Annotated in this window: 14 protein-coding genes; 13 read left to right on the forward strand and 1 reads right to left on the reverse strand. The window is 37.4% G+C overall.

Annotation, left to right across the window (positions count from 1 at the left end):
* Positions 1–82: 82 nt before the first annotated feature.
* Together NPY00_RS03830 and NPY00_RS03835 are read left to right on the forward strand one after the other, a co-directional pair.
* Complete coding sequence (locus tag NPY00_RS03830; protein ID WP_269020749.1) at positions 83–469, forward strand: Mth938-like domain-containing protein; 387 nt, start codon at positions 83–85, stop codon at positions 467–469.
* Positions 466–1,329, forward strand: a complete 864-nt coding sequence (locus NPY00_RS03835; RefSeq protein ID WP_269020750.1) for a phytoene/squalene synthase family protein — start codon at positions 466–468, stop codon at positions 1,327–1,329. The genes NPY00_RS03830 and NPY00_RS03835 overlap by 4 nt, the downstream gene beginning before the upstream one ends.
* Positions 1,330–1,409: 80 nt before the next feature.
* Here the strand turns inward: NPY00_RS03835 and NPY00_RS03840 are convergent, their stop codons facing one another.
* Positions 1,410–3,290, reverse strand: a complete 1,881-nt coding sequence (locus NPY00_RS03840) for a peptidylprolyl isomerase (RefSeq protein ID WP_269020751.1) — start codon at positions 3,288–3,290, stop codon at positions 1,410–1,412.
* A 152-nt stretch (positions 3,291–3,442) separates the two neighbouring features.
* Between NPY00_RS03840 and tpiA the strand changes: the two genes are divergently transcribed.
* The 11 genes from tpiA to lpdA all read left to right on the forward strand — a co-directional run bounded on the left by tpiA (position 3,443) and on the right by lpdA (position 15,259).
* A complete protein-coding gene (gene tpiA / locus NPY00_RS03845; RefSeq protein ID WP_269020752.1) occupies positions 3,443–4,207 on the forward strand; it encodes a triose-phosphate isomerase in 765 nt (254 codons plus the stop codon).
* A gap of 78 nt (positions 4,208–4,285) precedes the next feature.
* Complete coding sequence (gene secG, locus NPY00_RS03850; RefSeq protein WP_269020753.1) at positions 4,286–4,747, forward strand: preprotein translocase subunit SecG; 462 nt, start codon at positions 4,286–4,288, stop codon at positions 4,745–4,747.
* Between the two features lie 79 nt (positions 4,748–4,826).
* Positions 4,827–6,455 (forward strand): CTP synthase, encoded by a 1,629-nt coding sequence (locus NPY00_RS03855; RefSeq protein ID WP_269020754.1) that lies wholly within the window; start codon positions 4,827–4,829, stop codon positions 6,453–6,455.
* Between the two features lie 35 nt (positions 6,456–6,490).
* The gene (gene kdsA, locus NPY00_RS03860) at positions 6,491–7,327 is read left to right on the forward strand and encodes a 3-deoxy-8-phosphooctulonate synthase (RefSeq protein ID WP_269020755.1); all 837 of its coding nucleotides are present in this window, start codon (positions 6,491–6,493) and stop codon (positions 7,325–7,327) included.
* A 63-nt stretch (positions 7,328–7,390) separates the two neighbouring features.
* A complete protein-coding gene (gene eno, locus NPY00_RS03865) occupies positions 7,391–8,659 on the forward strand; it encodes a phosphopyruvate hydratase (protein WP_269020756.1) in 1,269 nt (422 codons plus the stop codon).
* A gap of 104 nt (positions 8,660–8,763) precedes the next feature.
* Complete coding sequence (locus tag NPY00_RS03870) at positions 8,764–9,168, forward strand: TM2 domain-containing protein (RefSeq protein WP_269020757.1); 405 nt, start codon at positions 8,764–8,766, stop codon at positions 9,166–9,168.
* Positions 9,169–9,329: 161 nt separating this feature from the next.
* Entirely contained in the window at positions 9,330–9,662 is a 333-nt protein-coding gene (locus tag NPY00_RS03875; RefSeq protein WP_269020758.1) for an FtsB family cell division protein, read from the forward strand.
* Positions 9,663–9,802: 140 nt separating this feature from the next.
* Entirely contained in the window at positions 9,803–10,843 is a 1,041-nt protein-coding gene (pdhA, locus tag NPY00_RS03880) for a pyruvate dehydrogenase (acetyl-transferring) E1 component subunit alpha (protein ID WP_269020759.1), read from the forward strand.
* Positions 10,844–10,859: 16 nt separating this feature from the next.
* Positions 10,860–12,227, forward strand: a complete 1,368-nt coding sequence (locus NPY00_RS03885; RefSeq protein WP_269020760.1) for a pyruvate dehydrogenase complex E1 component subunit beta — start codon at positions 10,860–10,862, stop codon at positions 12,225–12,227.
* 14 nt (positions 12,228–12,241) lie between these two features.
* The gene (locus tag NPY00_RS03890; protein ID WP_269020761.1) at positions 12,242–13,561 is read left to right on the forward strand and encodes a pyruvate dehydrogenase complex dihydrolipoamide acetyltransferase; all 1,320 of its coding nucleotides are present in this window, start codon (positions 12,242–12,244) and stop codon (positions 13,559–13,561) included.
* A gap of 237 nt (positions 13,562–13,798) precedes the next feature.
* The gene (lpdA, locus tag NPY00_RS03895) at positions 13,799–15,259 is read left to right on the forward strand and encodes a dihydrolipoyl dehydrogenase (RefSeq protein WP_269020762.1); all 1,461 of its coding nucleotides are present in this window, start codon (positions 13,799–13,801) and stop codon (positions 15,257–15,259) included.
* Positions 15,260–15,311 lie beyond the last annotated feature (52 nt).

Below are 15,311 nucleotides of genomic sequence, written 5' to 3' on the forward strand. Positions count from 1 at the left end.
TTTATCAGTGTTTATTTTTAATTTGTTGCAAGTTTTTGAAGATAACACGCAGTCGGATTTTGAAAAATGAGGAATATTTGCTATGTTTCATGCAATTCAGGTTCGCGAAGCACATTTTCCAGGGCGTGCTCCTATTGACTCTTATGGAAATGGTGGCTTTCGTTTTGCTGATATGTCACATCGGGGCTCTATTGTTTGTGTTCCTTCAGGTGTTTATGGTATCAATATGAAGGAACCTATACCTTCTCGAGAAGATCTTTTTTATATTTTAGAAGAATCAGACACTATTGAAGTCTTGTTGGTTGGAACTGGCGTGGAATTATTACGTTTACCTGAAGAACTACGGGTACTTTTATGGGAAAAACGTATTTCAGCGGACACAATGAGTACAGGAGCAGCGGTGCGTACATTTAATGTTCTGTTGTCTGAAAATCGCGCAGTTGCTGCGTTGTTGTTTGCAGTAGAATGACGAATTTTCTTTCACATTGTCTTGAAGTTTTACGCGCTGCAGATCGTGATCGTTATATATCCGTTTTATTTGCTCCTCAAAAAAAACGTGAGGCATTAGCTGCGCTTTATGCGTTTAATGTAGAAATTTCTCGTATTCGTGAAAGCGTTAGTGATCCGTTTATTGGTGAAATGCGTTTACGTTGGTGGTATGATTCTATTGCGAATAATGAAATACAACAGAACGCAAACAATCCAATTATGAACCAATTGTTGACAACAATTACTCTTTATAACTTACCTAGAAAAGTTTTTTTACATTATTGTGATGCGAGAATTTTTGATCTTTATAGTGATTCAATGGCAACTATTCATGATCTTGAATCTTATTATAATAAGACGGCAAGCGCAATTTTGCATCTTTCTTGTCAGATATTGGATTCTGATATTTCTCAAAATTTTTCAGATGTGTGTAAACACGGAGGAATTGCTCAAGCATTAAGTGGTTTATTACGTCTTTTACCATTGATGCAATCACGCTATCAATCTTATTTCCCTTCTGATATGTTAAAAGCAGTAGGAGTTGAGAGGGAAGAATTGGAGAGAAATTGTGTCAATAATGAACAAAAAAAACGCATTATTGAAGCTATAATAGCTTTATCACAAGATCATTATCTTAAATTTTATGAACAGTTTATTGCATTGCCTAAAATTCTTAAACCAGCATTTCTTCCGTTGGCAATTACACCTGCATCTCTTCAAAAAGCAATACGATTGGGAGCTGCAATTTTTCAAGAAGATGCAAGGTTGTCATTGCTTTATCGTTATTGTTTAATAACAAAGGCTGCAATAAGTGGTAAACTTCCTAAATTGTTACAATGAGACAATATTTTATTAGTCTAAACATTGTTTATGTTGAGTGTTCTGCAAGTATAAGCGCAATATTGAGTCCAATATTTATCTCATTGAGTAATGTTAAAAAGTTGATCATAATTAGATCGATTGATTTTTAGAGGGTTCTCATTATTCGCAATTTGTAACATTTCTAGTTTTAAATCACCTCTGATCATCTGATCCATATTATTTCGGATAGCAGGTAAAATGGTATGAGCAGTGATATTTGTAGGTATGATTGATGATGTTACTTTATAAATAATGCGATCTGTTCCGGCTGGGCTTTTTATAACACCATAATGATTTTTGGAATCAGAGAATAATGCTTTTACACCATTAAAACCAAAAATTTCGGATGAATCCTGACGCCGCAAAGCCTGTGTTTTTTGTTTGATTATGCCAAGTTCACGAGCAAGTAAATCGAAACTTTTTCCTTCTTTGAGTTGTTCAAGAGCATCTTGTGCTTTTTTATCAAGAAGACGTTGGATTTCTGCATTTTTCCACTCAATAACAGCATCTTGTTTTACTTCTTCAAGTGTTTTATTCCGAGTTGGAATAATTGCATCAATTTGATACCAGAGATATCCTTCTTGAAGTGATAATGGATCAAGTTCATCTTCTTTGTCAGCTTTATAAATGTTATCTAATAAAATATCTTTTTGAGGTAGATCTGTGAGCGTTATGCCATCAATTGTTTTTCCTGTTTTATCAACAGTGATTTGACGAAGAGGTAATTTATATTGATCTGCAAGCTCTTTGAGAGAAGCGCCTTCAAAACGGGCATTTTCAATCTCCATGTAATTATTACGCAGATCTGTTGTAGCGTAGTTTTTAGCTAATGTTTGACGAATATCTTTTTCTGCTTTTTCAAAAGGAATAAGACTTGAGGGTATGATGTGTGTAACGCGGACAATTACAGGCCCTTGTAAATCATTAATTACAGAACTAACTTGTCCTTGTTGGAGTTCAAAAATTTCAGACGCTAAATAAGTAGGAAACTCATGCTCTGATAGAGGACCTTCTGTTATGTCGTTCAGAGTTTTATTTTCTTCTTTAACAAGATCATCAAAACTTAAGCCATTGGCTATTTTTTTTGCTGCATTATCGGCATCTTCGTGTGTGGAAAATTGTAATTTTTCAATGATTCGTTTTTCAGGAATCGTAAAACGTGAAGAATTTTGAGTATAATAAGCTTTAGCTTCATCTATTGAGATATTTTTTCTTTTAATCAGTTCAGAAAGTTCTATAGGGAGTAAGGAGACAGTACGGTATTCGGGTGTTTTAAAATTATCTTGATGAGTATCAAACCATTTTTGCAATGTTTTTGAATCGGGATCTGCGATTGTTTTTTCTTTGAGATTAAGAACGAGATAATCTGCGGTTCGTGTTTCCTCTTGATACATGGCTAATATTTTATAAAAAAGATTTGGTAATTTCATATCGGAGAGTGTGGCTGAAATGAGCAGGTTACGTTTTTCTCTTTTGCTATAATAATCAAGGAAGCTATTTTCATTAACTCGTAATTGTTGAAGATAGTTAAGAAGGATGTTTCGGTTGAAAATTCCATTTTGTTGAAAAATACTATCAGTCCCGATGGCACGAGCGAGTGCATCCTTTGAAAGATGAATTTTCATTTTTCGTGCTTGTTCATCTAAAAGTACATCTTGTTGTAATTGATTGAAAACGAAAGCAGGAATTCTATACTGCTGCATTTCATCTGGTGTGAACATTCGTCCAAGAGAATCGAATGCGAGATTTATGCTTTTATCAGCAAATGCGAGTTGGTACATATCAACAGTTATTGTAGATTTTCCAGCAGTAAGAAGATTTTTGTCATCTTTGACATTTAACTGTGGGATTCCCCATAAAATGGCAAAACATAACAGCAAAATAATAAGAAAAGTTCTAACAATCCAGGAGTTTGTAGTGTTTCTTATGATGTCAAGCATTGTTTAATCCCATCTTTTTTGCACTTATTTTCAAAGTCATGTTAGAACTTGCAATAAAGATGCGTAAGATGCAAGTTTAAAGACTTGCTTTCGTTATGTAATTTGATACTTAAAACGGTAAAGTCTTATTATGACAGTCTTTGAGGAAAAATATGAGCTCAAAAATTCGGCCTTTAGTTGCTGGGAACTGGAAAATGAATGGGACAGGCGAAACACTTAAAGAATTGTGTGCTATCGCTGCTGGCGTTAATTTTGACCGATGTCATTTATTTGAATCACTTATTTGTGTTCCGGCGACACTTTTATCGCGTGCTTTTGATGCATTAAAAGGTGAAAAGCTTTTTTTAGGAGGACAGAATTGTCATTTTAATGATAGTGGTCCTTATACTGGAGAAATCTCAGCTTTTATGCTTAAGGAAGCAGGAGCGAGTCATGTTATTCTGGGGCATTCAGAACGTCGTACACTTTATCATGAAAGCAATGAAATTATTTGTGCTAAAATACAAGCAGCATGGCGAGCTGGTCTTGTCGCTCTTGTATGTATTGGTGAGACATTGGAAGAGCGTGAAAATGATAAGATATTTGATGTGCTTACGCAGCAACTTGATAACTCTTTGCCAGATGGGGCAACGGCACAGAATATAATTATTGCCTATGAGCCTATGTGGGCTATAGGTACAGGGAAAACACCTCATTCAAAAGATATTGCTCAAGTGCATGATTTTATTCGAAAGAAAATTATTTCTCGTTTTGGTGATAATGGGTATAAAATACGTTTGTTGTATGGCGGATCTATAAAACCGTCTAATGCATTTGAATTATTGAGTGTACCTCATGTTAATGGTGCTTTAGTTGGAGGAGCGAGCTTAAAAGCAACAGATTTTTTAACTGTTTGTGATATTTATCGTAAATTATGATGAAAGAATCACAGTTCCCTATTGGATTATGTGTAATTTGTGTGTAAAGAGCTAAGAAAATATTGAAGAGCGGAGTCTATGCAAACAGTACTTCTTGTTATCCATTTTTTAGTTGTTATCGCTTTAATTATCGTTGTGTTGATACAGTCTTCCGACGGTGGTGGGCTTGGTATTGGTAGTGGTTCAGGTTCTAGCTTTATGAGAGCTCGTGGTAGTAAGAACGCTTTGACGCGTTTAACAGCCATTTTGGCGACTTGTTTTTTCATTATATCCATTGGGCTTGTTGTGGTTGGAAATGTGTCAAATTTTGATTCTGATATCCTTAATCGCATTCCAGTTAATTCAAGACAGGGGTCAATGAGTGAGAATGCATCAGAAGGTATACCGTTATCGAATGGTAAACAGCCGCTTTCCATTTATGAGCAATTAGGTGGTGTTATCACGCCTTCTCAAGAACAAAATGAGGTGAATGATTCGATTTCAGAAAATCCAGTTCCAATGCCGATTGAGGATCCAACTTCTGATCGTGGTGTTCAATAGTTATTGTGTTTTTAGAAAGAACAACTTTTTATGTATTTTGCTGAAAAAATCATTATAAACTACGTATCATTATAGATCCATGGCACGTTATATTTTTATTACTGGTGGTGTAGTTTCCTCTCTTGGAAAAGGAATTGCAGCTGCATCTTTAGCTGCATTACTTCAAGCGCGTGGGTATCGTGTGCGTATTCGTAAGCTTGATCCTTACTTGAATGTTGATCCAGGCACGATGTCACCTTATCAACATGGTGAGGTTTTTGTGACGGATGATGGAGCAGAAACGGATCTTGATCTTGGTCATTATGAACGTTTTACTGGGCGTTCTGCTAATAGGCAAGATAACATTACAACAGGGCGTATTTACCGTAATATCATTGAACGAGAACGACGTGGTGATTATTTAGGGGCTACGGTTCAAGTAATTCCTCATGTGACTGATGAAATAAAAACCTTCATTACTACAGGAAATGAGGAGTTTGATTTTATTTTGTGTGAAATAGGTGGAACAGTTGGCGATATTGAAGCAATGCCTTTCCTTGAAGCAATCCGTCAGATTCGTAATGAATTACCAGGAAAAAGCGTTGTTTATGTCCATCTTACATTGATGCCTTATATCTCTTCAGCAGGAGAACTAAAAACAAAACCAACGCAACATTCTGTTAGAGAATTACAGTCTATTGGTATTGTTCCTGATGTTTTGTTGGTTCGTGCGGATCGATTTATTCCAGCTTTAGAGCGACAAAAATTATCACTTTTTTGTAATGTTCGTCCCAATGCCGTTATTCAAGCATTAAATGTTCAAACAATTTATGATGTGCCTATGGCATATCACAAAGAAGGTTTTGATACAGAAGTTCTTTCTGCTTTTGGTATTGATACAGCTCCTAACCCGAAAATGGATCGTTGGATGGATATTACGCATAGAATCCATCATCCTGAAGGGGAAGTTACGATTGCAGTTGTTGGAAAATATACAGGCTTTAAAGATGCTTATAAATCTCTCATTGAAGCGATTGCACATGGAGGATTGGCCAATAAAGTGAAGGTTAATATCGAGTGGATTGAAGCAGAGCTTTTTGAAACGAAAGATCCTACATCTTATTTACAAAAAGTTCATGGGATTTTGGTGCCTGGCGCATTTGGTGCACGTGGTTCAGAAGGAAAAATTAAGGCAATACAATTTGCTCGTGAACGTAAAGTTCCTTTTTTTGGTATTTGTTTTGGAATGCAATTGGCTTGTATCGAGGTTGCGCGTAATGTTGCGAATATTAAAGATGCTTCATCAAGTGAATTTTGTGAAACAAAGAATGCCGTTGTTGGTTTGATGAAAGAATGGCTTAAGGGAGATATGCTTGAAAAGCGATCAGCATTGGGAGATCTCGGTGGAACAATGCGTCTTGGTGCTTTTGCTGCTGAATTAAAAGAAGAGAGTCATATCTCTAAAATTTATGGAACAACAAAAATTTATGAACGGCATCGTCACCGTTATGAAGTGAATATTCATTATAAAGATAAGTTGGAAGAGTGTGGATTGATATTTTCTGGTTTGTCTCCGGATAGAGTTTTACCGGAGGTTGTTGAATATAAAGATCATCCATGGTTTATTGGTGTTCAGTATCATCCTGAATTGAAGTCGCGTCCATTTGATCCTCACCCGCTTTTTTCTTCTTTTATTGAAGCCGCTGTGGAGCAGAGCAGGCTGGTTTAGCTTGGTAGTTTTGTGTATATTTTTTGAAGGATAAAATGTCTAAGCCAAATGCTATAGTTAACGTTGGGAATGTTGTCTTCTCAAATGAATCTCCTTTGTCTCTTATTGCGGGGCCTTGTCAAATGGAAAGCCGAGATCATGCTTTTGAAATGGCAGGTCGACTTAAAGAGATTACTGATCAAGTTGGTATTCGTTTCATTTATAAATCAAGTTATGATAAAGCGAACAGAACATCTCTTAAGGCAGCACGTGGTGTTGGTCTTGAAAAAGCGATGGTTATTTTTGATGATCTTAAGAAAGAGTTTGGTCTTCCTATTTTAACGGACGTTCATACAGAAGAACAATGTGCAATTATTTCCTCAGTTGTGGATGTTTTGCAAATACCAGCTTTTTTATGTCGCCAAACAGATCTTTTGGTTGCTGCGGCTAAAACAGGGTGTGTTATCAATGTTAAAAAAGGTCAATTTTTAGCTCCTTGGGATATGGAAAATGTTTTAAAAAAGATAACTCATAGTGGTAATTCTAATGTTATGCTTTGTGAGCGAGGCACTTCATTTGGGTATAATTCTCTTGTCTCTGATATGCGGTCATTACCAATTATGCGCTCATTTGGAGCACCTGTTATTTTTGATGCAACGCATTCTGTTCAAGAACCAGGAGGAAAAGGCGATTCATCTGGAGGACAACGGCAATTTGTTGAAGTTTTGGCACGAGCTGCTGTTTCGGTTGGTGTGGCGGGTATTTTTTTGGAAACGCATCAAGATCCAGATAATGCACCATCCGATGGCCCTAATATGATTAAAATTGATCATTTGCAAAGATTGTTAGAAAATTTGATGAGTTTTGATCTTTTAGCAAAAAAGAAGAATTGAAGACACAAATATAGAAAATATTTATTAATATAATAAAATTTTTCACTTAATAAGGGCATGTGCATGACTGCAATTACAAATATCATTGGACGTGAAATACTTGATAGTCGCGGTAATCCGACGGTAGAGGTTGATGTTTATTTGGAGGATGGTTCTTTTGGTCGTGCAATGGTTCCTTCTGGAGCATCAACAGGAACGTATGAAGCTGTAGAGCGTCGGGATGGTGGTATTCGTTATCAAGGAAAAGGCGTTGAGAAAGCTGTTTCTGCAGTTAATGGTGAAATTTTTAAAGAACTTGATGGAAAAGATGCAAAGGATCAAAGAGCTATAGATCAAGTGATGATCGCCTTGGATGGAACACCTAACAAAGAGCGTCTTGGAGCTAATGCAATTTTGGGAGTGTCTTTGGCTGTTGCAAAAGCGGCGGCAGAATCATCAGGTTTGCCTTTGTATCGTTATGTTGGTGGTTCGCAAGCGCATCTTCTTCCTACACCTATGATGAATATTATTAATGGTGGTGTTCATGCGAGCAATTTAATTGATTTCCAAGAATTCATGATTATTCCAGTGGGGGCCCCTACATTGAAAGAAGCAGTGCGATATGGTGCAGAAGTTTTTCATACACTTAAAAAATGCTTGCAAGATATGGGGTATGATACCAATGTTGGTGACGAAGGTGGTTTTGCTCCTTGTCTTAAAAGTGCTGAACAAGCTATTGAGTTTATTATAGAGGCTATCATGAAATGTGGCTATAAACCGGGTGAAGATATTGCTATTGGTTTAGATTGTGCCTCAACAGAATTTTATAAAAATAACTCATATTTTTATGAAGGTGAGAACAAGTGTCGCAATACACAGCAACAGGTAGAATATTTAGCTCAACTTGTTGATACTTATCCTATTATTACAATTGAGGATGGGATGGCTGAAGATGATTGGGAAGGTTGGAAACACCTTACTGATGTGATTGGCAATAAATGTCAGCTTGTTGGTGATGATTTATTTGTAACGAATTCAGTGCGCTTGCGTGAAGGAATTAAAATGGGTGTTGCCAATTCTATTCTTATTAAAGTTAATCAGATTGGCACGTTGAGTGAAGCGCTTGATGCGATCGAAATCGCTCATAAAGCTGGTTATCGCGCGATTATGTCCCATCGTTCGGGTGAAACGGAAGATTCTCTTATCGCGGATCTTGCCGTTGCAACTCATTGTGGGCAAATTAAAACAGGTTCGCTTGCACGGTCAGATAGATTAGCAAAATATAATCAACTTATTCGTATTGAAGAAATGCTGGGGGCACAAGCTCGCTATGCAGGTAATGTATATTGTTAAGAGTTATTGAAGAAAAATATTATATTCTGACTGATTGTAACAAGATCATCACATTTTATTCTTTCGTCGGTGATATGCGAATAACGATTTTATAGGTGGTAAAAATGAGAGGTATAATTATTGGTCAAGATCAAGGCAAATATCTTGTTTCAGGAGATGATGGTCAGCGTTATCAATTTGCGAGTTGGGATTGGCTAGGAAAAAGTTCACCGAAAATTGGAGATTGTGTTGACTTTCTGTGTGAAGGCGGTGTTGTTAATTCCGTTTTTCCTCTTATCAAACAGCAATCAGAACAGTTAAAATTGATGCTTGCTCTTATTTGTTGGTTTGCTGGTATATTTGGAATTCATCGTTTTATCGTTGGTAAAATGTGGACGGGTATTTTGATGCTTGTTTTGTCTTTATCGGTGGTAGGTCTAGTTATTACTGGAATTTGGGCTATTATTGATTTTATCTTCATTGTAGCAGGAAGATTTACTGATAAAAAGGGTAATAGAATTACAACTTAGCAGATATGTGCTACTGCATAGGTGATAGATGTGAAAGTGGATTGTGTGATTCACTGTTAAAGTCTTAAAGAATAATTTATTCAGATATTATTGTTTTGGTAATGAGGTATTAATTAAAATTATGCATAATAGAATAATTTTTTTAAAAAGATTTTTCTATTATGTGGACAAAGCAAAAACGTAGATCGATCAAAACGCGTTTCATTCTGCCGCTTATGACGATTGGTGTTCTGAGTTATTTCAGTTATCATATGTATCACGGTGAATATGGGCTTTACGCGCGCAGTAAAATTAATCATCAGATTACAGCACTGAAAAAAGAGCTTCATACAGTGGAAGCTGAGCGGGTATTTATTGAAAAACGTATTTCTCTTTTACGTGATGGGCATATTGAGAAAGATATGCTGGATGAGTATGTGCGGAAAAATTTAAATTTTTCAAAACCAAATGAATTAACAATTTTAATGCCTGCCGACGATCTTAAAAATCAATAAGAATTAATTGATCAAAAAGCCTTTTAAAACAATTATCTTTGAAAGAAATACCGATAATATCGGTTTAAATACAATTTATAATACTTGTAACTTTTGTTCGTAAAGGCTATTCCTAAAATAATGATTAAAGGGAGTTTAATATGGCAGAACAGGCTAAAAAGAAATCTGCGTCTGTAATGCATACTGCATTATCAAATACCATCAAGACAGCGCAAATAGCTAATTTTACAAAAGAAGAAGAAATTGACTCTTATCGCGAAATGCTTTTGATCCGTCGTTTTGAGGAAAAAGCAGGTCAGCTTTATGGAATGGGTTTTATTGGTGGGTTTTGTCATCTTTATATCGGGCAAGAAGCCGTTGTTACTGGTACATTAAAAGCAACCAAAGAAGGAGATCAGATTATCACATCTTATCGTGATCATGGTCATATGTTGGCGGCTGGGATGAGCCCGCGTGGCGTCATGGCGGAATTAACAGGACGTCAAGGAGGATTCTCCAAAGGGAAGGGAGGATCGATGCATATGTTTTCTAAAGAAAAACACTTTTATGGTGGGCATGGCATTGTTGGAGCACAAGTTCCGATTGGTTCAGGTTTGGCATTTTCGAATCTGTATCTTGGTAAAGATAACGTGACCTTAGTTTATTTTGGCGATGGTGCAGCCAATCAGGGACAGGTTTATGAAAGCTTCAATATGGCCTCTCTTTGGAAGCTTCCTGTTGTGTATATTATTGAGAATAATCAATATGCAATGGGGACATCAGTTTCACGTGCATCTGCAGAAACTGATTTCTCTCGCCGTGGTCTTTCTTTTGATGTTCCAGGTATTGTTGTTGATGGTATGGATGTTCGTGCAGTAAAAGGAGCTTCTGATGAAGCTATTGCTTGGGCACGTTCGGGTAAAGGGCCGATCATTCTTGATATGCAAACTTACCGTTATCGTGGTCACTCGATGTCTGATCCAGCAAAGTATAGATCAAAAGAAGAAGTACAGAAAATTAAGGAAGATCATGATCCGATTGATCAGGTGAAGAATCGCATTCTTAAGCAAGGCTGGGCAAGCGAAAGTGATTTAAAGTCTATTGATAAAGAAGTTCGCGCAATTGTTGCTGATGCAGCAGATTTTGCACAAAATGATCAAGAGCCAGATGCTTCTGAGCTCTACACGGATATTCTAGTTTGATGTGAGGGAAGCAAGTATGCCTATTGATATTTTAATGCCAGCGCTTTCGCCAACAATGGAAGAAGGTAAATTGTCCAAGTGGATCAAAAGAGAAGGCGATAAAGTTAGCTCTGGTGATGTGATTGCTGAAATTGAGACAGATAAAGCAACAATGGAAGTAGAAGCCGTTGATGAAGGGACTATTGGTAAAATTTTAGTTTCTGAAGGCACTGAAGGTGTAAAAGTCAATACTGTGATTGCTGTTTTGCTGGAAGAAGGAGAATCTACAGCAAATATTTCGCAAGTTACGACTTCTTTGAAGTTTGAAGAAAAAGTACAGGAAGAATCTTCGTCGTCGTCGATACCAGCATCTCCTATTTTGAATGTTCCTAATGATCCTGATATTCCTGCCGGAACCGAAATGGTTATGATGACGGTTCGTGAAGCTCTTAATCAAGCTATGGCGGAAGAGATGCGCCGTGATGAGACTGTTTTCTTGATGGGAGAGGAAGTAGCAGAATATCAAGGAGCTTATAAAATTAGCCAAGGCTTGTTGGAAGAATTTGGTGAACGTCGCGTTATTGATACGCCTATTACAGAGCATGGTTTTGCAGGGTTAGGTGTTGGTGCTGCATTTGGAGGTTTGCGTCCTGTTGTTGAATTTATGACATTTAATTTTGCTATGCAGGCGATTGATCAAATTATTAATTCAGCGGCAAAAACGCGTTATATGTCTGGTGGGCAAATGTCTGTCCCTATTGTTTTCCGTGGTCCCAATGGCGCTGCTGCGCGTGTTGCTGCCCAGCACTCTCAATGTTATGCTGCATGGTATAGTCATGTGCCTGGGCTTAAGGTTGTTATGCCTTATAGCGCTGCGGATGCAAAAGGTCTTCTAAAATCAGCTATTCGCGATGAGAATCCGATCATTTTCCTTGAAAATGAGATTCTTTATGGACACCAATTTGAAGTTCCTAAAATGGATGATTTTGTTTTACCTATTGGTAAGGCACGGATTCACAAATCTGGTCAAGATGTGACAATTGTAGCTTGCGGAATTGGAATGCATTATGCGGTTCAAGCATTGCCAGAAATTGAGAAACTGGGGATTGATGTTGAGCTGATTGATTTACGGACTGTTCGTCCAATGGATTTGCCGACGATCCTCACATCGGTCAAAAAAACGGGTCGTTTGGTCACAATTGAAGAAGGCTATCCTCAATCATCGGTTGGAACTGAAATAGCAACACGGGTAATGCAACAGGCTTTTGATTATCTTGATGCGCCGGTAGCAACGATTGCTGGTAAAGATGTGCCTATGCCTTATGCTGCTAATCTTGAGAAATTGGCTTTGCCAAGTATTGCTGAAATTGTCGAAGCTGTTAAAGCAGTGACTTATAAAGCATAACGGAGGGACGCATTATGCCTATTAAAATTACAATGCCTGCGCTTTCTCCTACGATGGAAGAAGGAAATTTGTCAAAATGGAATATTAAAGAGGGTGATAAAGTTTCTTCTGGTGAAGTTATTGCTGAAATTGAAACAGATAAAGCTACAATGGAAGTAGAGGCTGTTGATGAAGGAATCGTTGCTAAAATTGTTGTTCCTGCTGGAACACAAGGAGTTAAGGTCAATGCTTTAATTGCAGTTTTAGCAGAAGAGGGTGAAGACGTATCAGAAGTTGCGAAAGTTGCAGAAGGAGATGTTTCTTCTTCAGTGAAAGTATCTTCAGCAGAAACACAAACAAAATCTGAACAGATTTTTGCAGCGCCATCCGCTCAAAAATTATTACAGAACGATAAAAATAAAAAGCGTCTTTTTGCATCTCCTTTAGCGAAGCGTTTAGCGGCTCAAGCAGGTCTTGATTTATCATTGATTACAGGGACCGGTCCTCATGGTCGTATCATTAAGTATGATGTGGAGAAAGTGTTAAGTAGTGGTGTTTTTGGCGCTGCTCATGCTTCGAAATCTGGGCAATCAATGGCTCAGGGTGCTTCTGATCAGCAGATCATGAAACTCTTTAAAGAGAATGAGTATACTTTTTCACCGCACCATAATATGCGTAAAACTATTGCTAAGCGTTTGGTTGAGTCAAAACAAACAGTTCCGCATTTTTATCTGACTGTGGATTGTGAATTAGATGAATTATTAAATCTACGGACACAACTGAATGCTGCGGCTCCAATGATTAAGGAGCAAGAAGATTTTCGACCTGCTTATAAATTATCTGTCAATGATATGATTATACGAGCTGTGGCACTTTCTTTAAAAGCTGTTCCTGCAGCTAATGTATCTTGGCTTGAAGGTGGCATGCTCCACCATAAGCATTGTGATGTTGGTGTTGCTGTTTCTGTTCCAAATGGGTTAATTACGCCGATTGTTCGTCATGCAGAAGAGAAATCTTTGTCGATTATTTCCAATGAAATGAAAGACTTTACAAAACGCGCGCGTGAACAAAAGCTTAAAATGGAAGAATATCAAGGAGGAACAACAGCAGTATCAAATATGGGGATGTATGGTATAAAAGACTTCTCTGCTATTATTAATCCGCCACATGCGACAATTTTTGCAATTGGTGCAGGTGAACGGCGTGCAGTTGTGAAAAATGATTCCTTAGCGATTGCAACAGTTATGTCAGTAACACTTTCTGTTGATCATCGTGCTGTTGATGGTGCTTTGGCAGCAGAACTTATTCAAACTTTTAAAAAGTTCATTGAAAATCCATTGACGATGTTAATTTAAGCGATTTTATTTGTTTCACATCTGTTGTACGACAATTTTTGTCATTGTGTGTGGCAATAGTGATTGGCGATTAAGAAAGCAGGTGTGAGCAGTTTTAATGGTAGTGTTGTAGCTTGTTTTGATTTAATGAAGGCATTCGTACAATATTAGAATAATAATGAAGAGTCTCGATGATTCTTTCATTTTAGTGCGGATAAATACATAATCCGTTTTGCGTATATCCATGGAGGGATTACTGTGAAAAATCTTTATGATGTAATTGTAATTGGCTCGGGACCAGGCGGGTATGTGACCGCGATTCGTGCAGCTCAATGTGGTTTTAAAACTGCAATTGTTGAACGTGAGCATTTAGGTGGGATTTGTTTAAATTGGGGCTGTATTCCGACAAAAGCACTCTTACGTTCGGCAGAAATAAAGCATTTTTCAGAGCACGCAAAAGATTATGGATTAAAACTTAATGGTTCAATTGAAGCAGATATTAAAGATGTTGTTGCACGTTCACGTGGGGTTTCAGCGCGTTTAAATTCTGGTGTTGGTTTTTTAATGAAAAAAAACAAAATCGATGTCATTTGGGGTGAAGCTAAATTAACAAAAGGCGCTAAAAATAACCAACCTGCAGAGATTGTGGTTTCTCCATCATCTAAAAAGATTATGCAGCCGCAAAATCCAATTCCTAAAGGAACATTAGGTGAGGGCACTTATCATGCAAAGCATATAATTATTGCAACGGGTGCTCGTCCACGTTCTCTTCCTGGTATTGAACCGGATGGAAAGCTTATTTGGACTTATTTTGAATCTATGGTTCCGCAAGTTATGCCAAAGTCACTTTTGGTGATGGGATCTGGGGCAATTGGTATAGAATTTGCTTCCTTTTATCATGATATGGGTGCTGAAGTTACTGTTGTTGAGATGATGCCTCAAATTATGCCCGTTGAAGATGCAGAAATTTCAACATTTGCACGTAAAGAATTAGAGAAAAAAGGTATACGCATTCTTACCGAAGCAAAAGTAACAAAAGTTGAAAAAACTGCTGATTTTGTTACGGCATATATTGATATCAAAGGAAAAATAGAAAAAATAACAACCGATCGATTAATTTCAGCTGTTGGAGTTCAAGGTAATATTGAACATCTTGGATTAGAAGTATTAGGGATCAAAACTGATCGTGGATGTATTGTCACTGATGAATGGAGTCGGACAAATGTGGACGGTATTTATGCCATTGGTGATGTTGCTGGTCCTCCTATGTTGGCTCACAAGGCAGAGGAAGAGGGTGTGATCTGTATTGAACATATCGCTGGTTTGAAGAATGTCCATCCGCTTGATAAAAGCAAAATTCCGGGATGTACGTACTGTACACCACAGGTTGCTTCTGTAGGATTGTCAGAATCTGCAGCAAAAGAAGCTGGTTATGATATACGTGTTGGTCGTTATTCTTTTGCAGCGAATGGTAAGGCAATTGCTTTAGGTGAAGATCGAGGGTTAGTTAAAACCATTTTTGATAAAAAAACTGGGCAGCTTCTTGGTGCACATATGGTAGGCGCAGAAGTAACAGAGCTTATTCAAGGTTTTGTTATTGCTATGAATCTTGAAACAACAGAAGAAGAATTGATGCACACTGTTTTCCCACATCCAACATTATCGGAAATGATGAAAGAAAGTGTCCTAGATTCTTTTGGCCAGGTTTTAAATGCGTGATGACTTGATTGTATAAAAAGTTTTTAACTTTATAGATTTTTATTGGTGTTTC

The sequence above is a fragment of the Bartonella sp. F02 genome (assembly GCF_026929975.1).
In the GTDB taxonomy this organism is placed as follows: domain Bacteria; phylum Pseudomonadota; class Alphaproteobacteria; order Rhizobiales; family Rhizobiaceae; genus Bartonella.

Excerpts from the sequence above, each read along its gene's own strand:
- NPY00_RS03830 (WP_269020749.1), top strand. The coding sequence starts at position 83 with ATGTTTCATGCAATTCAGGTTCGCGAAGCACATTTTCCAGGGCGTGCT.
- NPY00_RS03835 (WP_269020750.1), top strand. The coding sequence starts at position 466 with ATGACGAATTTTCTTTCACATTGTCTTGAAGTTTTACGCGCTGCAGAT.
- NPY00_RS03840 (WP_269020751.1), bottom strand. The coding sequence starts at position 3,290 with ATGCTTGACATCATAAGAAACACTACAAACTCCTGGATTGTTAGAACT.
- tpiA (WP_269020752.1), top strand. The coding sequence starts at position 3,443 with ATGAGCTCAAAAATTCGGCCTTTAGTTGCTGGGAACTGGAAAATGAAT.
- secG (WP_269020753.1), top strand. The coding sequence starts at position 4,286 with ATGCAAACAGTACTTCTTGTTATCCATTTTTTAGTTGTTATCGCTTTA.
- NPY00_RS03855 (WP_269020754.1), top strand. The coding sequence starts at position 4,827 with ATGGCACGTTATATTTTTATTACTGGTGGTGTAGTTTCCTCTCTTGGA.
- kdsA (WP_269020755.1), top strand. The coding sequence starts at position 6,491 with ATGTCTAAGCCAAATGCTATAGTTAACGTTGGGAATGTTGTCTTCTCA.
- eno (WP_269020756.1), top strand. The coding sequence starts at position 7,391 with ATGACTGCAATTACAAATATCATTGGACGTGAAATACTTGATAGTCGC.
- NPY00_RS03870 (WP_269020757.1), top strand. The coding sequence starts at position 8,764 with ATGAGAGGTATAATTATTGGTCAAGATCAAGGCAAATATCTTGTTTCA.
- NPY00_RS03875 (WP_269020758.1), top strand. The coding sequence starts at position 9,330 with ATGTGGACAAAGCAAAAACGTAGATCGATCAAAACGCGTTTCATTCTG.
- pdhA (WP_269020759.1), top strand. The coding sequence starts at position 9,803 with ATGGCAGAACAGGCTAAAAAGAAATCTGCGTCTGTAATGCATACTGCA.
- NPY00_RS03885 (WP_269020760.1), top strand. The coding sequence starts at position 10,860 with ATGCCTATTGATATTTTAATGCCAGCGCTTTCGCCAACAATGGAAGAA.
- NPY00_RS03890 (WP_269020761.1), top strand. The coding sequence starts at position 12,242 with ATGCCTATTAAAATTACAATGCCTGCGCTTTCTCCTACGATGGAAGAA.